Origin of the sequence: Pseudoflavonifractor phocaeensis, from assembly GCF_016901735.1 — a bacterium.
Taxonomy (GTDB): domain Bacteria; phylum Bacillota; class Clostridia; order Oscillospirales; family Oscillospiraceae; genus Pseudoflavonifractor_A.
This window is the reverse complement of the sequence record NZ_JACLZC010000014.1, coordinates 22,638-43,788: the sequence shown is the minus strand read 5'-3', so window position 1 is coordinate 43,788 and position 21,151 is coordinate 22,638. Positions and strand designations below refer to the sequence as shown.

The following is a 21,151-nucleotide window of genomic DNA, read 5'->3' as shown; positions in this document are numbered from 1 at the left end:
ATGTCATATTCCCATGTGGAGCGGGCCACGGTACTGGCCGAGGCCCTGCCCTATATTCAGAAGTACAACGGAAAGACCATCGTGGTGAAGTACGGCGGCAACGCCATGATCTCCCAGGAGCTGCGGCAAGCGGTCATCAGCGACATCATTTTGCTCCATCTGGTGGGCATCCGGGTGGTGGTGGTCCACGGCGGCGGTCCGGAGATCACCGACATGCTCAAGAAGATCGGCAAGGAGTCCCGCTTTGTGGACGGTCTGCGCTATACCGACCAGGAGACCATGGAGATCGTGCAGCAGGTGCTGTGCGGCAAGGTGAACAAGGACCTGGTGGCCATTCTGAACCGGCAGGGCGGCCGGGCGGTGGGCCTGTGCGGCATGGACGCCGGCCTCTTCCAGGCCAGACAGCTGGACAAGAAGTACGGCCTGGTGGGGGAGATCACCCGGGTGGACCCGGAGGTGGTGGTGGACAGCCTGAGCAACGGCTATATTCCGGTGGTGTCCACCGTGGCCCAGGGGACCGACGGGGCCAACTCCTATAACATCAACGCCGATACGGCGGCGGCCAAGCTGGCGGTGGCGCTGGGAGCGGAAAAGCTGCTCCTCCTCACCGACGTGCGGGGCCTCCTGCGGGACCCCAAGGACGGCAGCACCCTCATCCCCACGGTGGGCCTGTCCGACGTGCCTGGCCTGGTGAAGGACGGGGTCATCCAGGGGGGCATGATCCCCAAGGTGGAATGCTGCGTGGAGGCGGTGCGCTCCGGCGTACACAACGCGGTCATTCTGGACGGCCGTATCCCCCACTCCATCCTCATCGAGCTTTTGAGCGACGAGGGCGTGGGCACCATGCTGTTTTGACGCAGGGAGGAGATCACAATGGACCATGAACAACTCAAAGCGCTGGACCAGGCCCATACCCTCCAGACCTACGGCCGGTTTGATGTAGATATCGACCACGGCCAGGGGGCGACGCTGTGGGACCTGTCCGGGCGCAAGTATATCGACTTTACCTCCGGCATCGGGGTCTGCTCGGTGGGGTACGGCAATCCCCGCTGGGCCCAGGCCATCTATGACCAAGCCATGAAGCTGGGGCACATCTCCAACCTTTTTTATTCCCAGCCCTACGCCGAGCTGGCCGACGCTCTGTGCGTCCGCTCCGGTATGGCGGCGGCCTTTTTCGGCAACTCGGGGGCGGAGGCCAACGAGGGCATCATCAAGCTGGCCCGGAAGTATTCTTTTGATAAATACGGCCAGGGGCGCAGCACCATCATTACCCTGAACAATTCCTTCCACGGCCGTACCATCACCACCCTGACCGCCACCGGCCAGGAGGTGTTCCACCAGTATTTCTTCCCCTTTATGGAGGGGTTCCGCTATGCCGACGCCAACGATCTGGAGAGCGTGAAGGCCCAGGATCAGGGCGACGTGTGCGCGGTGCTGCTGGAGCTGGTCCAGGGCGAGGGCGGCGTGCTGCCTATGGAGCAAGCGTTTGTGACGGCGCTGGCCGCGCTGTGCGCCGAAAAGGACTGGCTGCTGCTGGTGGACGAGGTGCAGACCGGCATCGGCCGGACGGGCAGCCTCTTTGCTTTCCAGCAATACGGCATTACCCCGGACGCGGCGTCCTTTGCCAAGGGCATCGCCGGCGGACTGCCCATGGGCGGTTTCCTGGTCAACGAGAAATGCCGCGATGTGCTGGGACCGGGCACCCACGCCTCCACCTTCGGCGGCAATCCCATCTGTTCGGCGGCGGCCCTCACCGTGCTGGACATTCTGGATGAGCCCACCCTGGAAGCGGTGAAGGAGAAGGGGGCCTATCTCCGGGCGCGGATTGACGCCATGGACAAAAAGAGCATCGGTAAGAGCCGCGGCATGGGTCTCATGATCGGCGTGGCGGTACAGGACGGCTACACCAACAAGGCGCTGGCGGCGTCGCTGATGGACGCGGGCCTGCTGGTGCTGACCGCCGGACCGGCGCTGCGGCTGCTGCCGCCGCTGACCATCACCAAGGAGGAGATGGACGCGGGCCTGGCCATCATGGAAAAGACCCTGGTATAACGGGAAGAGAGGTATGAAGAAATGAAAAAGGACCTGCTGAAGCTGCTGGACCTGTCCAAGGAGGACATCCTGCACATTCTCAACACCGCCGACCAGATGAAGTACAACCAGAAGCACGGCCTTACCCACAATCATCTGCAAGGCAAGACCCTGGCCATGATTTTCGAGAAGAACTCCACCCGTACCAGAGTTTCCTTTGAGACCGGTATGTATCAGCTGGGCGGTCATGCCCTGTTCCTCTCCGGAAAGGAGAGCCAGATTGGCCGCGGCGAGCCCACCGAGGATACCGCCCGGGTGCTGTCCCGCTACTGCGACGGCATCATGATCCGGACCTACTCTCAGGAAGAGGTGGAGAAGCTGGCCAAGTACGCCACCATTCCTGTCATCAACGGTCTGACCGACTTTGCCCATCCCTGCCAGGTGCTGGCCGACCTGATGACGGTGCGGGAGCGCCAGAGCCGCCTGGAGGGCCTGAAGATGTGCTTCATCGGCGACGGCAACAACATGGTCAACTCCCTGATTGTGGGCGGCCTGAAGGTGGGCATGGACGTATCGGTGGCCTGTCCGGAGGGCTACGACCCCGACCCCAAGGTGCTGGCCTTTGCCAAAACGGTGACCGGCTCCAAATTCTCTCTGGTCCGCGACCCCAAGGAGGCGGCGGCGGGGGCCGACGTGGTCTTTACCGACGTGTGGGCCTCCATGGGCCAGGAGGGCGAGGCTCAGAAGCGCCGGGCGGCCTTTGAGGGCGTGTATCAGGTGAACGACGCGCTGATGGCGCTGACCAACAAGGGCTGCATGGTGCAGCACTGTCTGCCGGCCCACCGGGGCGAGGAGATCACCGCGGAGGTGTTCGAGGCCCATGCCGACGAGATCTTTGACGAGGCGGAGAACCGTCTCCACGCCCAGAAGGCGGTGCTCTACCTGCTGATGGGTGAGGACAGACCCTGCTGAACGGAGAAAATCCATATCTGACGCCCCGCTGCCATAGAGACAGCGGGGCGTTTTTCTGTCAGCGCAGGGCACGTCCCACGTCGTCCGCCGCTTGCCGGGCATCCTGTACCGCCTGCTCGCCGGCATCCTTGAGCCCGTCGCCCACATCCTCCACGCCGTTTTTCAGGTCGTCGCCCATCTGGTCCAGATCCTCCCGGACCGTGTTGTCCTCCCCGTCCACGCCGGCGCCCGCGCCGCCGTTCAGATCAGGGGTGGCTGTGGGCGCGGCAGAGTAAACGGGGGAAGGGGTAGGGGTGGCCTGTGGCTGCGTATGGGTACTGCATCCGGTCAGCGCCAGCGCCAGGGCCAGCGCCGCGGCCCAGAGAGAGCAAACTGTTTTCATATTTCATCCTCCTCCATGGTAAACGCGCCGCGGTGAGGTGGGATTTCTCGCCGCGGTACTGGCTCAGTATGCCCGGCGGGGCGCGTGTTAGCGCAGGAAAAAATTTTTTGAAAAAGGGCTTGCAAAAGGGAGAGGGATCTGTTATAGTATTGATAGCGAGAATGATTACTAGTTAGAAAGAGAAACAGCGAGGTATGTCATGAACGGAAAACGCTATTCCCGGCAGCGCGAACTCATTTATGAGGCGCTCATGCACACCAAAGAACACCCCACCGCCGAGATGGTCTACCAGCAGCTCAAGCCGGAAAATCCCAGTCTGAGCCTGGGGACGGTCTATCGCAACCTGAACGTATTGGCCGATGAGGGCAGAATCCGCCGTATGGCATTTCCGGTGGAGCGGTACGACGCGGATCTTCATCCGCACCACCATTTCCGCTGCGACAAGTGCGGCTCGGTCTATGACATGGCTCTGCCCTACAACGAGACACTGGATCAGCAGGCGCTGGAAGTTTCGCCTCATCTGGTGGAGAACCACGAGGTTATTTTCCATGGTCTGTGCAGCCAGTGCAGAACCTGTATGAAAAAGACATCATAAAAACGCCGGCAGCCGGAACCTGCCGAAAGAAAAAATTGGGAGGAAATCAAAATGGAATTCAAGCTTTATAAGTGTGCCCACTGCGGCAATATCGTCTACAAGGTCGTGGATAAGGGCGTGCCCGTCATGTGCTGCGGCCAGAAGATGGAAGAGATGGTCCCCAACACCACCGACGGCGCTCTGGAGAAGCACGTGCCCGTGGTGGAGAAGGCCGCCCATGGCGACGGCAGCTCCGTCACCGTGAAGGTGGGCTCCGTGACCCATCCCATGCTGGAGGAGCACTATATCCCCCTCATCGCGGCGGTGGCCGGCGATACCGTTACCTTCCGGTTCCCCAAGCCGGGCGACGCACCCGAGATGAAGTTCTTCACCCGGTCCGACAAGGTGGAGGCCTATGAAATCTGCAATCTGCACGGCTTCTGGAAGGGCGAGGGCTGAGCATTAACGCCCGCCGGCCGGAAGAAAAAGCAAGTCGATCGATCATATTATAAGTATTATAAGGAGGAACTGACACATGGAACTTAAGGGAAGCAAGACCGAAGCCAATCTGTGGAAGGCCTTTGCGGGCGAGAGCATGGCCCGCAATAAGTACACCTACTTTGCCAGCCGCGCCCGCAAGGACGGCTATGAGCAGATCGCCGCTATTTTCGAGGAGACTGCCGGCAACGAGAAGGAGCACGCCAAGCTGTGGTTCAAGGCCCTCAGCGGCATCGGCGACACCGCCGCCAACCTGCTGGCCGCGGCCGAGGGTGAGCACGAGGAGTGGACCGAGATGTACCGCGAAATGGCGGAGACGGCCCGCGAGGAGGGTTTTTACGCGCTGGCCGACGCCTTTGACGCGGTGGGCAAGATCGAGAAGAGCCACGAGGAGCGCTATGTGAAGCTGGCCGAAAACCTGTCCAACAGCGAGGTTTTCCAGCGCGCTCAGGTGAAGGTGTGGTACTGCCGGAACTGCGGTCATCTGGAGTACGGCACGGAGGCTCCCAAGGTGTGCCCGGTGTGCGCCCATCCCCAGGCCTATTTCGAGCTCAAGGCCGAAAACTACTAAGCGTCCGAGCCGGCCGAGCCGGTTCCTGGTCCGCCGTACCCATCGGGTGCGGCGGACCTTTTGCGTGGACGAGAGGGCGGAAGGTCCGGTCCGGTCCCGGGCAGCGCTTGAAAAGCGGGAAGGGCTATGCTATAATTGAGCAAAATGCACAGTGAAACGGGGAGGCGAACTGGAAAAAGTGGCCACTTTTCCGTTTGTACGGCGCGAAAGAGAGAAAGGGGAGCGAGGCAACGATGGAACTGGGCATGGTGCAAAAGCAGGTGCAGACCCTTTCTCCGCTGATGATGCAGTCCATGGAGATCCTGCAAATGGGAACTCAGGAGCTGCGGGAATACGTGGAAAAAGCGGTACAGGAGAACCCGGTGCTGGAGGCGGAGGAACGGACCGGCGGCGGGGAGGAGTTTCGGGAGCTGAGCCGTAAGCTGGAGTGGCTGGAGAGCACCGACCGGCAGAACGGCTTTTATTACCGGCAGGACGGCGAGGACGGCCCGCTGGCGGAATATGGGGTGTCGGAAAACTGGGAAGAGACCTTGTACGGCTATCTGTCCGCCCAGCTGGAGGGGATGGAGCTGCCGGAGGAGCAGAAGCGACTGGTGGTGTTTCTGGCGGAGAGCCTGAATGGCAGCGGGTGGCTGGACGAGCCGCTGGCCGGTCTGGCCCAGGCGGCGGGCTGCGATGAGGAAGCGCTGCTGTCGGCCCTGACGGTGCTGCAAGGGCTGGAACCCCCGGGCGTGGGGGCCAGGAGCCTTTCGGAGTGTCTGTGTCTCCAGCTGCTGCGCCGCGACCCGGAGGACCGGCTGGCGGTACAGATTGCCCAGTCGCACCTGGAAGCGCTGGCCCGCAGTCAATACGGACTCATTGCCAAGAAGCTGGGGGCGGACCTGGGGGAGGTGCGCCGTGCCTGCGGACGCATCCGGGCGCTGAACCCCAGGCCGGGCGCGGGCTTTGCCGGTCGGGAAGCGCCGGCGTACATTCGGCCGGACGTGGTGGTGGTCTGGGAGCACGACCACTTTGAGGTACATACCGACGATCAGAGCCTGCCGTCCCTGAGTCTGAGCGGCTATTACAGCCGTATGCTCCGGGAGTGCCGGGAGGCGGAGGTGCAGGACTATCTGAGTGACAAGATCCGGCAGGCCAAGTGGGTAATCCGGAGCATCGAGCAGCGGAGGAGCACTTTGCTGGAGTGCGCCCGGTGCATCGTGGAGCTGCAAGAGGCGTTTTTCCGGAAAGGGCCGGGGCATCTGGTCCCCATGTCGCTGGCGGACGTGGCCCAGCGGGTGGGTGTCCACGAGTCCACGGTGAGCCGGGCGATACGGGAGAAGTATCTCCAATGCCGGCAGGGGGTGTATCCCATGGGCGCATTCTTTTCCCGCCGCTTAGGGGAGGGAGACGGCCCTTCGCCGGACGAGGCCAAGGCGCTGCTGCGGCGGCTGATCGCGGAGGAGGACCCCTGCGCACCCCTTTCCGACCAAAAGCTCTGTGGGCGTTTGGCGGAGGAGGGCTGTCCCATCTCCCGGCGCACGGTGGCCAAATACCGGGAAGAGCTGGGGATTCCCAGCACCACCGGACGCAAACGGTATGAGTGAGGAGACAGAGGCCGCCGGGTGATCCGGCGGCCTTTTGACGGTCCAAAATAGGCATACCATTTGCAGGATATTTATGATACAATATATTTTAGACGAAACTGGCCTGGCCGCGGGGACGCGGCGGCCGGCGGCATTTGTTTTGTGAGGTCAAAGGGATGAAACGAACCTGTTTGGCGCCGGTGCTTCTGGCGGGCGCGCTGCTTTTTTTGCCGGGCTGCCTTTCCAACGGAGAGAGCAGTCTCTTCCAGCTGCCCAGAACGCCGGAGGATCTCAACAATTTGATGAGCAAGATCCGGGAGGTCACCGGCCAGGGCGGGGAACAGACCGCGCCGCTGTCCGGTGAGAACATCCAGAACGTCCAGCTCCAGGACCTGGACGGAGACGGCGTGAAGGAAGCCATTGCTTTTTTCCGGATGAATGGGGATGAAAAACCCCTTAAAATTTATATTTACAGTCAGAACGACGAGGAATACCAGGTGCAGACGGTGATAGAGGGCACCGGGACCGCCATCAACTACGTGGCCTACCAGGACCTCAACGGGGACGGGAGCCGGGAGCTGGTGGTCAGCTGGCAGATCAGCACCCAGGTCCATGAGCTGGCGGCCTATACGGTACACCAGCGGCAGGCCATCGAGCTGATGAGCGTGACGGATTATACGGATTTTACCATCTGCGACCTGGACGAGGACGACGCCCAGGAGATTCTGGTGTTCCGGCTGGAACCGGAGGGCAACGGCTCGGCGGATTTTTATGATTTTCAGGACGGCATCATGGCCCTCCAGTCCAAAGCGCCCACCTCTGCCGGGATCAAGAGCATTTCCAGCGGCGGCATCCAGAACAGCAGGCTGCTGGAGGATGTGCCGGCGGTTTTTGTGACCTATGATTACGGCACCGACGGCAACGTGAGCATCACCGACATTTTTGCCTGGAAGGAGGGGGGCGTGCGCAACGTCACCCTCAACGAGCAGATGTCCAGCAGCAGCGACACGGTGCTTTTCAACACCAGCGTGGGCCCCACCGACATCGACCGGGACGGCATTATGGAGCTGCCCCAGATGGTGGAGGTGAAGGAGTACAAGCAGACCAGCACCGCCTCCAACTTCTGGCTGATCCGGTGGCGGAAATTCGATCTGGACGGGGCGTCCCATCTGCTGTACACGACCTATTATAACGATCGGGACGGCTGGTATCTGGAGCTGCCCGAGCGGTGGGTGGGCAAGATCACCCTGTCCCGGAGCGACACCGCCGGCGGCGGCGAGCGGGCGGTGATCTTCTCCTACTGGGAGGGGGACAACGACGTGGAGCCGGTGCCCTTTTTGACCATCTGCCGCCTGACCGGTTCCAGCCGCCAGAGCCGGGCGGAGATCAACGACCGCTTCCGCCTGGCGGACAGCGGGGGCAGCAATCCCTCCACCGTCTACGTGGCCCAGTTCACCGACGGCGGCTGGGACTGCGGCCTGGACGAGGAGGACGTGGCGGCGCGGTTCCACCTCATTGAGTCGGACTGGTATTGATTATAAGGAGGAAACGGCATTGAAAAAGGTCCTTGTATTGGAAGACGAGGCCAATATCCGCAGTTTTGTGGTCATCAATTTGAAGCGGGCCGGCTATGTGACGGTGGAAGCGGAGACCGGCGAGGAGGCGCTGCAGCAGCTCAAGCTGAATCCGGACGTCAAGGTGGCCCTGTTGGACATCATGCTGCCCGGGATGGACGGCTTTGAGGTCTGCCGCCGCATCCGGGCGGGCAACAGCCAGATCGGCATTATTATGCTCACCGCCCGCACCCAGGAGATGGACAAGGTCACCGGACTGATGACCGGCGCGGACGACTATGTGACCAAGCCCTTTTCGCCGGCGGAGCTCACCGCCCGGGTGGACGCCCTCTACCGGCGGGCGGGCGGCGGCGCGGCGGAGGAGAGCGGGGAGATCAGCCAGCCCCCCTTCCTGCTGAACATCCGCAACCGGACGCTGGAGAAGAACGGGCAGCGGGTCAAGCTGACCCAGGTGGAATACTCCATTGTCAAGCTGTTTATGGAAAATCCGGGCAAGGCCCTGTCCCGGGAGGAAATTTTGGATACGGTGTGGGGACGGGACTACTTTGGGGAGCTGAAGATCGTGGATGTGAACATCCGCCGTCTGCGCATCAAGCTGGAGGACGACGCCACCAACCCGGTCTATATCAACACCGTCTGGGGCTACGGCTACAAGTGGGGCGCTGGCGAAGCGTAACCCCGATCCCGCGTCCCCGCCGGGACGCCGAGCAGGAGATGGACCCATGAAAAAAATGAAGAGCATCCGCAAGCGCTGGATGATGAATTCCATCAGCGCGGCCCTGCTCATCGTGCTTTTGGCGGTGACCGCCTTTTCGGTGGCTATGGCCAGCTATTACTATTCCAATATGAGCACCGAGCTGGAGGAGAAGATCAAGATCCCCGTGAGTTATTTCGGCTCCTTCCAGAGTAGGGAGGCCTGCTACCAAAACGCCCTGACCTTTGTCAACGACAAATTTCAGGATGAAAAGGAGCAGCTGGACTTCCAGCTGGTGGATACCGCCGGCGTGGTCCAGTTTTCCAGCCTGCTGCAAGCCTCCGGCTATGTGGCCGCCACGCCCGACGTGGCCGAGGCCCTGGGACAGGGGGAGAGCGGCAAGCCCAGCTTCGGCATCTGGACCGGAAACGACCCCAGTACCAACGAGCACATTATGACCGCCTCCTGCCCGGTGGAGATCGGAGGGAATGTGGTGGCGGTGGTGCGTCTGGTGACCTCGCTGGAGCGGGTGGACCGCCAGATCTTTATGGTGGTGGGTCTTTCCCTGCTGATCGGCGCGCTGATTTTGCTGTTGGTGTATTTTTCCAACTTGTATTTTGTCCGCTCCATCGTGGAGCCGGTGGCCGACGTCACCGAGACGGCCAAGCGCATCGCGGCAGGGAGCTACGGCATCCAGATGGAGAAGAAATTTGACGACGAGGTGGGCAATCTCATCGACGCCATCAACGATATGTCGGAAAAAATCAAGCAGGCAGAGCAGATGAAAAACGGCTTCATCTCCTCGGTGTCCCATGAGCTGCGCACGCCGCTGACCGCCATCAACGGCTGGGCGGAGACCATCATGAACGGCGAGGTGCGGGACGCCCAGGACGTAAAGAAGGGCATGAGCATCATCGTCAGCGAGGCCCGGCGGCTGACCAACATGGTGGAGGAGCTGCTGGAGTTTTCCCGCATCCAGGACGGGCGGTTCACCTTGTCGGTGGAGCCGGTGGACATCAAGGCGGAGGTGGAGGACGCGGTGTACACCTACCGGGAATTTTTCCGGCGAGAGGGCATCGAGCTGACCCATACCGACTGTGAGGAGGAATTCCCGCTGATGAACGCCGACCCGGAACGGCTGCGCCAGGTATTCTGCAACGTGCTGGACAATGCGGCCAAGCACGGCGGCGCGGGCAAGCGGATTGATACCGCCATCCACCGGGAGGGGGACGAGGCGGTCATCACCATCCGGGACTACGGCCCCGGCATCCCGCCGGAGGAGCTGCCCCACGTCAAGACGAAATTTTATAAAGGAAGCTCCAAGGCCCGGGGCAGCGGCATCGGCCTTGCGGTGTGCGACGAGATCATCAGCCGCCATATGGGACGGCTGGAAATCGGCAACGCCGAGGGGGGCGGCTGCATTGTAAAGATTTACCTGCCCCTCGGCAGTCCGTAAAAACGAACTGACGTTCGAAAATCAGTTGCAATTTCAAACGGCATCTGGTAGTATAGGAGTTGCCGCGGGAGGGGATCTCCCCGGCACGAAAAAGAAAAGGAGACTATCCGATTATATGGCAGACAGACAAAGCAGCGGGAAGGGGTGTCCCTCTTTCCGCACCATGATTGGCGGACAGGCCCTGATCGAGGGGATCATGATGCTGGGTCCGGAGAAAAAGGCCGTGGTTGTGCGGCGGAGCGACGGCGGTCTGGAGGAAAAGGTGGAGGACCGGGTGCTCATCAAGGACAAGTACCCCATTTTAGGGCTGCCGCTGCTGCGGGGCGTGTTCAACTTTGGCGCGTCTCTGGGCAACGGAATCAGAGCGCTGATGTTTTCCGCGGAATTTTATCCCGAGGAGGGAGAGGAGGAGGCGGAGCCCTCCAAATTCGAGGCCTGGCTGGAACGCCATCTGGGCAGCGAGAAGATGACGTCGGTGATCGTGGCGCTGGCCATGGTGCTGGGGGTAGCGTTTTCGGTGGCGCTTTTTGTGCTGCTGCCCACGGCGCTGGTGGGCGGACTGGCCATTCCCTTTCCGGCCATGCCCATGTGGGTGCGCAATCTGCTGGAGGGCGTGGCCAGAGTGGTGATTTTTACGGCCTATCTGATGCTCTGCTCCAGGACCAAGGACATGCGCCGGGTGTTTCAGTACCACGGCGCGGAGCACAAGACCATTTTTTGCTATGAAAAGGGCCTGCCGCTGACGGTGGAGAACGTACGTAAGCAGCCCCGGCATCATCCCCGCTGCGGCACCAGCTTTTTGTTCGTGGTGATTGTGGCGTCGGTGCTGGTATCCAGCGTGGTTTTTTCCTTCCTGCCCATCACCAACGTCTTTGGCCGGATGGCCATGCACGTGGTGCTGCTGCCGGTGGTGGTGAGCCTCACCTATGAGCTCAACCGCTGGGTGGGGGGACACGACAACCTCCTGACCCGGCTGCTGACGGCGCCGGGGCTGTGGCTCCAGAACTGGACCACCTTTGAGCCGGAGGACGGCATGATCGAGGTGGGCATCCGCTCCCTGGAGCTGGTGCTGCCCGACGAAGCGGGCAAGGACGCCTGGTGACCATGACGTATCAGGAGCTTTATCAGGAGCTGTGCCGGGACCTGACGGCGGCGGGCATTGAGAACCAGCGCCTGGAGGCCCGGGAGCTGCTCTGCGCGGCGGCGCGGATGAGCCGGGAGGATTTTTTCCGGGACCGGATGACCGAGGCGCCGGAAGAGACGGCGGCGGCGCTGGCGGAACTGAAAAAGCGCCGGCTGGACGGGACCCCGCTGGCCTATCTGACGGGGGAGTGGGAGTTTTATGGTCTGACGCTGAAGGTCACGCCGGCGGTGCTCATTCCCCGCATCGACACCGAGGTGCTGGCCGATCTGGCCATTACGGTGGGCCGGAGCAGGCCGGGGCCGGTGCGGATCTTGGATCTTTGTACCGGCAGCGGCTGCATCGGTCTGGCGGCGGCGTCCCATCTGCCGGGGAGCGAGGCGGTGCTGTGCGATCTCTCCCCGGCGGCGCTGGCTGTGGCGGAGGAGAATATCGTCCGCTGCGGTCTGGCGGGACGTGTGCGCTGTATGCGGGCCGACGCCAGACAAGACCCGCCGGCGGCGCTTTGCGGCTTTGACCTGCTGGTGTGCAACCCGCCCTACATCCCGGCGGCGGACATCGGGGGCCTGGACAAGACGGTCCGGGGCTTTGAGCCCCGCATGGCGTTGGACGGCGGGGCGGACGGCCTGGATTTTTACCGGGACATCACCCGGCGCTGGAAGGGCGTCCTCAAGCCGGACGGATGGATTTTTTATGAGGTCGGCATCGGACAGGCGGAAGCGGTTGGCAGCATATTAGCGAAAAACGGTTTTTTCCCCAAAATCAGCCGGGACACCCAGGACATTGCCCGTGTGGTGTGGGGCTGCGGAAAACCGGAGTGATACAAGGAAGGAAGGAACAAGAATGGCGGATAAGAAGAAACCCATTGAGGCGGCGGCGCCTGCTTCGGACAAAAAGAAGGCGCTGGAAACCTGTCTGGCCAATATCGAAAAGACCTACGGCAAGGGCACCGTCATGCGTCTGGGGGAGAACAGCCATGTGGTGGTGGAGGCCATCCCCACCGGCTCTCTGGCGCTGGACATCGCCCTGGGCATCGGCGGCGTGCCCAAGGGCCGCATCATCGAGATCTACGGCCCGGAATCCTCGGGCAAGACCACCCTGGCCCTTCATGTGGTGGCGGAGGCCCAGCGGCGGGGGGGCGAGGTGGCCTTCATCGACGCCGAGCACGCCCTGGACCCCACCTATGCCAGGGCGCTGGGGGTGGACATCGACTCCATGCTCATCTCCCAGCCGGACACCGGCGAGCAGGGACTTGAGATCTGCGAGGCGCTGGTCCGTTCGGGGGCCATCGACGTGGTGGTGGTGGACTCGGTGGCGGCGCTGACTCCCCGGGCGGAGATCGAGGGCGACATGGGCGACTCCCATGTGGGCCTGCTGGCCCGTCTGATGAGCCAGGCCCTGCGCAAGCTGGCCGGCTCCATCGCCAAGACCAACTGCATCGTCATCTTCATTAACCAGCTGCGCGAGAAGGTGGGTGTGGTATACGGCAATCCGGAGGTCACCACCGGCGGCCGGGCGCTGAAATTCTACGCCTCGGTGCGGATGGAGGTGCGCCGGGTGGAGGCGCTGAAAAACGGCAGCGAGATCATCGGCAACCGCACCCGGGTAAAGGTGGTCAAGAACAAGGTAGCGCCTCCCTTCCGCGAGGCGGAATTTGATATCATGTACGGCGAGGGCATCTCCCGTCTGGGCGAGTTGGTGGATTTGGGCGTCAAGCTGGATCTGGTGCAGAAGTCCGGCTCCTGGTTCTCCATGGGCGAGCTGCGCATCGGCCAGGGCAAGGACTCGGTGAAGCAGTACCTGCGGGATAACCCGGAAAAAGCCGACGCCCTGGAGGCGGAGATCCGCAAAAACGCCTACAAGCTCATGAGCAACCAGTCCAAGGCCGCCGCCCGCGCCGCCGGGCGTCCGGTGGACGTGAGCGCGGAGGACTTTGACGACGCGGCAGCCGGAGCGGCGGACGAAGATGCGCTTGAGTAAGCTTTCTCCCTCTCAACGGGCGGCGGGCCGCTGGCTGGTGCAGCTGGAGGACGGCACGCTGCTGCGGGTGGGGGAAAACGAGGTGGTTTCCTTCGCCCTGTACAGCGGAAAGGAGCTGACGGGGGAAGAGGTGGAAGCCATCCGGGCCGCCGGACGGGAAACAGCCGTAAAGGAAAAAGCCCTGTCACTGCTGAGCGCCCGGCCCATGTCCCGGAAGGAGCTGGTGGACAAGCTGACCGCCCGGCCCCGGGACCGGGAGAAGGAGCCTCTGACCGACCGGGCGGGGGCGGAGGCGGTGGCCGACCGGCTGGAGGAGCTGGGCTATCTGGACGACGGGGCCTATGCCCGGACGGTGGTGCGCCACTACTCAGCCAAGGGCTACGGCCGGCGGCGCCTGCAAGAGGAGCTGTACCGCCGCGGCGTCCCCCGGGACTACTGGGAGGAGGCGCTGGCGGAAGCGGCGCCGGCGGAGAACGGGGTGGACGCCTTTTTGCGCAAAAAGCTGCGTCCCGGCGATCTGGAGAACCGGAAGGCCCTCAAGCGGGTCACCGACGCCCTGGCCCGGCGGGGCTACCGCTGGGATGAGATCCAGGAAGGTCTGCGCCGCTGCGGCGCGGAGCTGGAATAGAGAAACAAGGACCGGAGAAAGGAGTTTTTATGGAGACCAGAGAAGCGCTGGCGGGACGCCGCAGCGTCCGGCTGTACCGAAAAGACCCCGTATCCCAGGAGGACCTGACCGCCATTCTGGAGAGCGCCTGTATGGCGCCCTCGGCCATCAACCTACAGCACTGGTATTTCGTTGTGGTGCGCAGCCCGGAGGCCATGGCCGATTTCAAGGAGATCATGGGACGGGTGTCGGACAAATTCCATCCCATCCTGAAGGACCGCTTTGCCAAGAACCCGGAGACGGTGCGGGACACCGAGACCTTCCTGAACTCTCTGGGAGGCGCGCCGGTATGCATCCTGGCCTTTTTCCTGAAAAACGACTATCCGGACCGGGACGGCGCCATGCAGAGTGTGTCGGCGGCGCTGGAAAATCTGATGCTGGCGGCGTGGGACCGGGGGCTGGGCACCTGCTGGATGTCGGCGCCCCAGCGGATGGGCTTTGGTCCGGAGTTAAACGCCCGGTTTGCCCCTGACAAGGGGGAATTTGTGGCGGCGGTGACCCTGGGCTATCCGGCGAAGGTCCCGCCCATGCCCCGGCGGCGGGAGGGCCGCTACACCATCGTATAAGGTAAGGAGTCATATTTGTTTTGAAGGTTGCATTTATTTCCCTTGGGTGTGCCAAGAATCTGGTCAACACCGAACAGATGATGGCGCTGGTACAGCAGGCGGGCCACACCATCACGTCGGAGCCGGACGGCGCGGACGTGGCGGTGCTCAACACCTGCGGCTTCATCGACTCGGCCAAGAGCGAGGCCATCGACAACATTCTGGCGCTGGGGGCGCTGAAGGGGGAGGGCCGCCTGGGGAAGCTGCTGGTGGCGGGCTGTCTCTCTCAGCGCTATCAGGATGAAATTTTGACCGAGATGCCGGAGGTAGACGGCATTTTGGGTACCGGCAGCTATACCGACGTGGTGCCCGCCCTGGAGGCGCTGGCGTCCGGGGCGCATCCCCGGTACTTTGGCGACATCCAGCACACCGATGAGGACGGGGCCCGTGTGGTCACCAGCCCCGCCTATACCGCCTATCTGAAGATCGCTGAGGGGTGCAGCAACGGCTGTGCGTTCTGCATCATTCCCAAGCTGCGGGGCCGTTACCGCAGCCGCACCATGGCCTCTCTGCTGGCCGAGGCCAAGGGCCTGGCCGACCGGGGGGCGCGGGAGCTGCTGGTCATTGCCCAGGACATCACCCGTTACGGCGAGGATCTGAAGGACGGGAGCAATCTGGAGGGGCTGCTCAAGGAGCTTTGCAAGCTGCCCTTCCATTGGATTCGTCTCCACTATCTCTATCCCGAGGCCGTGACGGATAGCCTCATCGAGACCATTGCCAGCGAGCCCAAGATCCTGCACTATCTGGACATTCCCATCCAGCACTGCAACGACCGCATCCTGTCGGCCATGCGCCGGCGGACCAGCAAGGCGCAGCTGCTGTCTCTCTTTGACAAGCTGCGCGCCGCCATGCCCGACGTAGTGATCCGCACCTCCATCATCTGCGGCCTGCCCGGTGAGACGGAGGCGGAATTTGAGGAGCTGTGCGACTTTCTGCGGGAGGTCAAGCTCCAGCGGGCCGGTATTTTCCAATATTCCCGGGAGGAAGGGACGCTGGCGGCGGCCATGGAGGACCAGGTGGATGAGGAGACGGCCAAACGGCGGGTGGAGCTGCTGGTGGATCTCCAGTCCCGGGTGATGGACGGCTACAACGAGGAGCGTCTGGGCACGGTGATGGAGGTGCTGTGCGAGGGCTTCGACCGGGAGGCGGGCTGCTATGTGGGACGCACCTACGCCGACTCGGTGGAGGTGGACGGCAAGGTGTTTTTCACCGCCGCGGGCGTGATCCCGGCGGGTACGTTTGTCCCTGTTCGCATCACCGGCGTCTCCGACGGAGACCTGACCGGCGAGATTGAGGCGTAAAGGGGGAACCTTCCCCCGGAAAGGATGAGACCCTTTGAATACCCCCAACAAACTCACACTGCTGCGCATTTTGCTGATCCCGGTCTTTCTGGTGATTTTGTACATAGATTTTCCCTATCACCAGTACGTAGCCCTCGCGGTGTTCATTTTGGCCAGCGCCACTGACTTTGTGGACGGTTATCTGGCCCGGCGTGACCATCAGGTGACGGATTTCGGTAAATTCATGGACCCCCTGGCGGACAAGATGCTGGTCATGTCCGCCATGCTGTGGTTTGTGGAGGTAGGTCGGATGCCGGCCTGGGCGCTGCTCATCGTGGTGGTGCGGGAATTTGGCGTCAGCGGTCTGCGCCTGGTGGCGGTGGACAATGGCCGGGTGATCGCGGCCGGCTGGTCCGGAAAGGTAAAGACCTTCTCCACCATGGTGGGCATTTGCCTGATGCTGCTGCCGGTGCCGGCGGTGGTGGACCATCTGGTGGTGGCGGTGATCGTGGTGACCACGGTCTACTCCGGCGTGGAGTATTTCGTCAAAAACAAGGATGTCATGGACTGGAACAATCTATAAAAGCGTCCAGCTGTGGGGACCTGCTTCGGAACGAGGGGCAGGTCCCTTTTCGTTTACATATTTTCCGCCGGGATGTCATAGGATTGGGACAAGAGGATAGACGCGCACGCGGGAGAAGGGGGACCCCTATGGAGACGATGACCTATCAGGAGTGGAGCAAAAAGCGGCAGAGCCGGCGGGAGGAACGCCGCAGGGGGAAAAAGAGTGCCCGTGTGGTGACGCTGGGGGTCCGGGAACGGCGGCGGCTGCTTCAGCTGGCGGTCTGTGTGGCGCTTTTTGCGGTGACGCTGGTGGGGAAGGGGATCTTCCCCCAGCGGATGGCGGAGGTGAGCGACCGGCTCTTAACGCTGCTGCACGCGGATACGGATTTTAAGGCGGTTTTTTCCGAGCTGGGGGCGCGCATGGAGGACGGCGGACCGGTGGGCGAGGGCCTGGCGGAGGCCTGGACGGCGGTGTTTGGGGTGAGCGGCACGCCGGCCGCGGTCAATTGTGAGGGGATGCTGCTGGCGCGGGAGAGCAGCCGGAGCGTGGCGGGGCTGCCGGAAAACGGGATATTCGGCTGGCTGGAGGAAGAGCCGGCGGCGGCGGAGGCGCCTTTTGTCCAGACCTTTGCGGCCCACCGGACCGCGGCGGTGGAAGAGGAGGAGACGGCGGTGGTTGCTGTGGACTATGACGGGCCGGCGCTGCCGGCCAACGCCACCATGGACCGGTATGCGCTGGGGCTTTCCGAGACGGTGACGCCGGCGCTGGGGTGGGTGTCGTCTCCCTTCGGCTGGCGGGAGCATCCGGTGGATGGGGGAGAGAAATTTCATAACGGGGTAGACCTGGCGGTGAACAGCGGCACGGCGGTAGGGGCCTTTGCGGCGGGGACGGTGGACTACATCGGGGACAGCCCCATCTATGGACTCTATCTCCAGCTGGACCACGGGAACGGAGTAAAAAGCTTTTATGCCCACTGTCAGGAGCTGCTGGTACAGCAGGGGCAGCAGGTGGCGGCGGGGGAGACGGTGGCGCTTTCCGGGGCCACGGGCAACGCCACCGGACCGCACCTGCATTTTGAGCTGAAAAAAGACGGGATCTTATTGAACCCGCTCTACTATATCGAGACCACGGGGGGCTGAGGATGGGAGCGGCGCTCCGTGTGGGCCGTGTGGAGGTGACGGGCGGCTTTTTGCTGCTGTGGTCGCTTTTGTACTATTTGGATCGGGATGGACTGCTGGTGTGGGCGGCGGTGAGCATGGCGCTCCATGAGCTGGGGCACATTATATGCTTGCGGCTGTGGGGCGGACGGGTGGCGCTGGTGCGTCTGAGCTGCGTGGGTGTGGAGCTGCGGCAGGCGGCGGGCGGACCGCGGAGTCGGTTGGCCAGAGCCGCGGTGGCGTTGGCGGGACCGCTGGCCAGTGTGTCGGCGGCTTTTTTGGCGTCGAGGCTGGCGGAGCGCTGGGCGGCGCTCTATCTGCTGGCGGGTCTGAGTCTGGGCCACGGGCTGTTCAATCTGCTGCCCTTTCCGGCGCTGGACGGCGGCCGGGCGCTGGAGGCGCTGGGCGGTCCCCGGCTGAGCGGCGGTCTGGGATTGGGACTTGGGATGCTGCTGCTGGCGGGCGGGCTGTGGCTGCTGGTGCGGGGCAGGAACCCCACCTTGCTGCTGGTTACGCTGTGGCTGTTGGCGGCGGGAAAAAAGCCTTGCAATTTCAGGGAAGATATGATAAACTACCGTAGTCTCAATAAAGGGTGGTCCTCTGCGGCCGCCGCCTGTATGCGCAAACGGGGCGGCAGATATGGCCGGTACGAACGCCTATAAACTTAGGAGGAAATATCCATGGATCTGATGAAGGCTTTTACCGACAAGTATATGAAGGAAGAGGCGCCCAGCGCCAACGTGGGCGACACCGTCCGCGTGCATGTCCGCGTCAAGGAAGGCAACCGTGAGCGTATCCAGGTTTTCGAGGGTACCGTCATCGCCAAGAAGCATGGCGGCATCGAGGAGAGCATCACTGTCCGCCGCGTGTCCTACGGCGTCGGCGTGGAGAAGGTGTTCCCCCTGCACGCGCCCGCTGTGGAGAAGATCGAGCTGGTCCGCAAGGGTAAGGTCCGCCGCGCCAAGCTCTATTATCTGCGTGGCCGCGTGGGCAAGGCTGCCAAGATCAAGGAGCGCATCTGATCGCTTCCGTACCGGTAGAACAACAAGGCCGGGTCCTCCTGAGAGGACCCGGCCTTGCCGCGTTTTTCGGCGTTTGACGGGTGTCAGTCCATGGTGTATTGGCTGATCCCTTTTTTGCGGTCGTAGCAGTATTGGAAGGTCTCCCCCTCGTCGTCCTCGTCCTCGGCTCCCCAGTCCGCTGTGCCGGTCAGCCAGTCCACGGCCTGGATGGAGTCGGTCAGTTTTTGCCGCGCTGCGGCGGCCTCCCGCAACAGCGTGACCTGGTCCTCGTTATAGACATAACCATCGGGAAAATCCGACATCCCGGTATCGTCCAGCCCCACCTCTGCCAGCAGGGCCAGCAGGGCGTCCAGCACGTCCTCCACGGTTTTGGGGACCTTGGGCGAAAAGAGGTCGTCATGGTTTTCGATGTGGACCCAATCCCCCTCCACGGTAAAATCCGTGGTCCAGGGGATGTCCGCGTTCCGGTATTTTTCCAGCAGCCGGGCAATTTCGGGGCTTTCCACGTGAATGACCGCAAAGGAGCTGCTGCTGGAGTTGGTCACAAAGTCCGTTCTGATTTTCATAGCTGCCTCCCATTCCGCGTATTTTCCGGCCGGTCACAGAGCACGATCTCCGGCATCAGGGGACAGCCGCCCAGACAGAAGGCCTGCTGGGGGCAGTCCGGGCAGGCGGAGCGCAGGTGCTCCCGGAAGCGCCGGAAGGGTTCGCTGTTCCAGGCGTCCTCGATGGGCATATCATGGCCCAGCTGCACCTCATATTGATGGTTCTGGTCAAAGCTGCACGGCACCATTGTTAAGTCGGGGCCGATGTAGCAGCTGAACCGCCCGCCCTCGCAGGTGTCCAGGGACTCGGGCAGGATCTTTTTGCAAAAGCCCAGGGCGCCGGGGACGCTGCAGGCGTCCAGCCCCACTTTGAAAGGGTGGGGGCGGTCGATCTCCCGGAAAAACGCCTGGGTCCGGGGGTCGGTCACCGTGAGCACGTTTTCCCGGGTGCCCTGTCCCGCCGGCTTGTGGAGGAGGAAGATGAGGGCGTTGATCCCCTTGGGAAAATCCTGGTCCCGCAAGCGGCGGACGGCCTCGTCAATGCTGTTGTTGCCCAATACATAATGGATGTTGGTTTTGACGCCGGCGTCCAGCAGCATCTGAATGGCTTTCAGGGTGTAGTCGCTCCGGTACCAGCTCACCGCCACCGCGCCGCAGAATCGGGCGCACAGGGCCGCGTGTTCCGCCGTCAGCCCGAAGCCGGAGGTGGTAAAGTTGGGGACGATGTCGTTTTCCCGGCACAGGCGCAGCAGGTCGCCGAAGTGCTCGTGCAGATCCGGATCGCCCCGGCCGCCCAGGGCGAACTGGTTCACCCGGCCCCGGCACTGCCGGACGATCCAGTAAAAGTCGTCCAGGGTCATATTGGGGGCGCTGATGTCCCGTCCGCTCTGATAGCAGCCGATGCCGGCCTTGGCGCATAGGCCGGACCGGCCGTGGGCGCAGTGGCCCATGACGCCCACGTCGATGAGGTGGGGAAAGGAGGCCATAAAGGGGTCCACTCCGGTGTCCCTGCCGTTTTCGATGACGCCGGTGCGGAGATACGCGCCGGTCTCGTCGTCAAATACCGTAAGAAAATGATACGTACGGTCTGCAATGGTATGTCTGCTCAAACTATGTCCTTTCCGCCTTTCCGCTCAGTCCTCGCCCAGGGCGCGGAAGAGGTCCGCCTCCCGAATGAGCTGGATCTTCTGTCCCTGTTCCTTCCGCTCCTTGAACTGCGCCAGGACCTTGTCGGCGTAGCCGCCCACATCGCCTATCACCACATAGTCGGTTTTGCCGCTGACAGCGCTGGTACACCGTCCCCCCGCCTTCCGAATACAGGAATCGATCAGATAGCGTTTCCCGCCGCAGTGGGAGAAGGTACCCGTCAGCACGAAGATATGCCCCTCGATCTGGCGGTTTTCAATAGGAGTGAAGAGGTCCTCAATGCCCTGGAGCTTTTCCAGAGCTGCCCGGCTCCAGGTGAAGCGCTTTTCCCGATCCTCAGCGGCCACTTCAAAGTCTCCGCTGCTGTCATCCTCAAATGCCCACCGTACAGACTGGAGCGAGTCGGTCAGTTCCTTCTTACGGGTGCTGACCTCCTCACAGAACGCATCGTACCGGGCGCAGCGGTAGGCGCGCAAAGAAGTCATCAGCGCGTCCAGCACCTGGTTGACCGAAGTGGGGACATTCCCCCATTCAAGTGCAAACTCATCGTTGAAAACAGAGGTTTTGCTGCCGCGGACAGAAAGTTCCGGCACGTCGTGCTGAATTTCGTACTTTTTGAGCAGCTGGGCCAGCTCCTTGCTCTCGATGGTAATGCAGACCGAGCTGTAGCTGCTGGAGTTGGTGACAAAATCCGTGCGGATTTTCATAACGAAGCTCCTTTCCTCT

The 21,151-nt window shown here is 62.4% G+C and carries 24 protein-coding genes; 20 read left to right on the top strand and 4 right to left on the bottom strand.

Annotated features, from left to right (window positions below; translation table 11 throughout):
• Genes argB through argF form a run of 3 tightly spaced genes read left to right on the top strand, consistent with a single transcriptional unit; the run spans nucleotide 1 to nucleotide 3,003 of the window.
• On the top strand, nucleotides 1-855 hold the full coding sequence (gene argB / locus H7U37_RS04975) for an acetylglutamate kinase (RefSeq protein ID WP_204874087.1): 855 nt from the start codon (nucleotides 1-3) through the stop codon (nucleotides 853-855).
• Between the two features lie 18 nt (nucleotides 856-873).
• Nucleotides 874-2,052 carry an aspartate aminotransferase family protein gene (locus tag H7U37_RS04970; RefSeq protein ID WP_204874086.1) on the top strand — a complete coding sequence of 393 codons (1,179 nt, stop codon included), beginning with the start codon at nucleotides 874-876 and terminating at the stop codon, nucleotides 2,050-2,052.
• 21 nt (nucleotides 2,053-2,073) lie between these two features.
• Entirely contained in the window at nucleotides 2,074-3,003 is a 930-nt protein-coding gene (gene argF / locus H7U37_RS04965) for an ornithine carbamoyltransferase (RefSeq protein WP_204874084.1), read from the top strand.
• A gap of 58 nt (nucleotides 3,004-3,061) precedes the next feature.
• Here argF and H7U37_RS04960 read toward each other — a convergent pair whose 3' ends face one another.
• Entirely contained in the window at nucleotides 3,062-3,385 is a 324-nt protein-coding gene (locus tag H7U37_RS04960; RefSeq protein WP_204874082.1) for a YtxH domain-containing protein, read from the bottom strand.
• A gap of 199 nt (nucleotides 3,386-3,584) precedes the next feature.
• On the opposite strand from H7U37_RS04960, the gene H7U37_RS04955 reads away from it, so the two are divergent.
• The 17 genes from H7U37_RS04955 (at nucleotide 3,585) to rplS (ending at nucleotide 18,734) form a co-directional block, all read left to right on the top strand.
• Nucleotides 3,585-3,980: a Fur family transcriptional regulator gene (locus H7U37_RS04955; protein ID WP_204874081.1), complete on the top strand. Its 396-nt coding sequence runs from the start codon at nucleotides 3,585-3,587 to the stop codon at nucleotides 3,978-3,980.
• A gap of 51 nt (nucleotides 3,981-4,031) precedes the next feature.
• The gene (locus H7U37_RS04950; RefSeq protein WP_204874079.1) at nucleotides 4,032-4,418 is read left to right on the top strand and encodes a desulfoferrodoxin family protein; all 387 of its coding nucleotides are present in this window, start codon (nucleotides 4,032-4,034) and stop codon (nucleotides 4,416-4,418) included.
• A 76-nt stretch (nucleotides 4,419-4,494) separates the two neighbouring features.
• The gene (gene rbr / locus H7U37_RS04945) at nucleotides 4,495-5,028 is read left to right on the top strand and encodes a rubrerythrin (protein ID WP_204874077.1); all 534 of its coding nucleotides are present in this window, start codon (nucleotides 4,495-4,497) and stop codon (nucleotides 5,026-5,028) included.
• Nucleotides 5,029-5,261: 233 nt separating this feature from the next.
• Complete coding sequence (rpoN, locus tag H7U37_RS04940) at nucleotides 5,262-6,614, top strand: RNA polymerase factor sigma-54 (protein WP_204874076.1); 1,353 nt, start codon at nucleotides 5,262-5,264, stop codon at nucleotides 6,612-6,614.
• A 155-nt stretch (nucleotides 6,615-6,769) separates the two neighbouring features.
• On the top strand, nucleotides 6,770-8,128 hold the full coding sequence (locus H7U37_RS04935; protein WP_204874074.1) for an FG-GAP repeat domain-containing protein: 1,359 nt from the start codon (nucleotides 6,770-6,772) through the stop codon (nucleotides 8,126-8,128).
• A gap of 19 nt (nucleotides 8,129-8,147) precedes the next feature.
• The gene (locus tag H7U37_RS04930) at nucleotides 8,148-8,843 is read left to right on the top strand and encodes a response regulator transcription factor (RefSeq protein ID WP_204874072.1); all 696 of its coding nucleotides are present in this window, start codon (nucleotides 8,148-8,150) and stop codon (nucleotides 8,841-8,843) included.
• A 46-nt stretch (nucleotides 8,844-8,889) separates the two neighbouring features.
• Nucleotides 8,890-10,317, top strand: coding sequence for a sensor histidine kinase (locus tag H7U37_RS04925; RefSeq protein ID WP_204874070.1), 1,428 nt, complete (start codon nucleotides 8,890-8,892; stop codon nucleotides 10,315-10,317).
• Nucleotides 10,318-10,432: 115 nt separating this feature from the next.
• A complete protein-coding gene (locus tag H7U37_RS04920) occupies nucleotides 10,433-11,419 on the top strand; it encodes a DUF1385 domain-containing protein (protein ID WP_243413692.1) in 987 nt (328 codons plus the stop codon).
• A gap of 2 nt (nucleotides 11,420-11,421) precedes the next feature.
• A complete protein-coding gene (gene prmC / locus H7U37_RS04915) occupies nucleotides 11,422-12,279 on the top strand; it encodes a peptide chain release factor N(5)-glutamine methyltransferase (RefSeq protein WP_204874068.1) in 858 nt (285 codons plus the stop codon).
• Between the two features lie 22 nt (nucleotides 12,280-12,301).
• Nucleotides 12,302-13,438, top strand: a complete 1,137-nt coding sequence (gene recA, locus H7U37_RS04910) for a recombinase RecA (RefSeq protein WP_204874066.1) — start codon at nucleotides 12,302-12,304, stop codon at nucleotides 13,436-13,438.
• Nucleotides 13,425-14,066 (top strand): regulatory protein RecX, encoded by a 642-nt coding sequence (locus H7U37_RS04905; protein ID WP_204874064.1) that lies wholly within the window; start codon nucleotides 13,425-13,427, stop codon nucleotides 14,064-14,066. The genes recA and H7U37_RS04905 overlap by 14 nt, the downstream gene beginning before the upstream one ends.
• 29 nt (nucleotides 14,067-14,095) lie before the next feature.
• Complete coding sequence (locus H7U37_RS04900; RefSeq protein WP_204874062.1) at nucleotides 14,096-14,671, top strand: nitroreductase family protein; 576 nt, start codon at nucleotides 14,096-14,098, stop codon at nucleotides 14,669-14,671.
• Between the two features lie 20 nt (nucleotides 14,672-14,691).
• Nucleotides 14,692-16,011, top strand: a complete 1,320-nt coding sequence (rimO, locus tag H7U37_RS04895; RefSeq protein WP_204874061.1) for a 30S ribosomal protein S12 methylthiotransferase RimO — start codon at nucleotides 14,692-14,694, stop codon at nucleotides 16,009-16,011.
• Between the two features lie 34 nt (nucleotides 16,012-16,045).
• Entirely contained in the window at nucleotides 16,046-16,573 is a 528-nt protein-coding gene (gene pgsA, locus H7U37_RS04890) for a CDP-diacylglycerol--glycerol-3-phosphate 3-phosphatidyltransferase (protein ID WP_204874059.1), read from the top strand.
• 128 nt (nucleotides 16,574-16,701) lie between these two features.
• Nucleotides 16,702-17,694, top strand: a complete 993-nt coding sequence (locus H7U37_RS04885) for a M23 family metallopeptidase (RefSeq protein WP_204874058.1) — start codon at nucleotides 16,702-16,704, stop codon at nucleotides 17,692-17,694.
• Nucleotides 17,695-17,696: 2 nt separating this feature from the next.
• Complete coding sequence (locus tag H7U37_RS04880; protein ID WP_204874057.1) at nucleotides 17,697-18,374, top strand: peptidase M50; 678 nt, start codon at nucleotides 17,697-17,699, stop codon at nucleotides 18,372-18,374.
• A gap of 18 nt (nucleotides 18,375-18,392) precedes the next feature.
• Nucleotides 18,393-18,734: a 50S ribosomal protein L19 gene (gene rplS / locus H7U37_RS04875; protein WP_204874056.1), complete on the top strand. Its 342-nt coding sequence runs from the start codon at nucleotides 18,393-18,395 to the stop codon at nucleotides 18,732-18,734.
• Nucleotides 18,735-18,817: 83 nt separating this feature from the next.
• Here the strand turns inward: rplS and H7U37_RS04870 are convergent, their stop codons facing one another.
• From H7U37_RS04870 to H7U37_RS04860, 3 genes are read right to left on the bottom strand one after another with little or no spacing between them, the layout of a single operon-like run.
• Nucleotides 18,818-19,300 carry a hypothetical protein gene (locus H7U37_RS04870; protein ID WP_204874055.1) on the bottom strand — a complete coding sequence of 161 codons (483 nt, stop codon included), beginning with the start codon at nucleotides 19,298-19,300 and terminating at the stop codon, nucleotides 18,818-18,820.
• On the bottom strand, nucleotides 19,297-20,388 hold the full coding sequence (locus H7U37_RS04865; protein ID WP_243414237.1) for an SPASM domain-containing protein: 1,092 nt from the start codon (nucleotides 20,386-20,388) through the stop codon (nucleotides 19,297-19,299). The genes H7U37_RS04870 and H7U37_RS04865 overlap by 4 nt, the downstream gene beginning before the upstream one ends.
• Before the next feature lie 24 nt (nucleotides 20,389-20,412).
• Nucleotides 20,413-21,132, bottom strand: coding sequence for a BRCT domain-containing protein (locus H7U37_RS04860; protein ID WP_204874054.1), 720 nt, complete (start codon nucleotides 21,130-21,132; stop codon nucleotides 20,413-20,415).
• Nucleotides 21,133-21,151 lie beyond the last annotated feature (19 nt).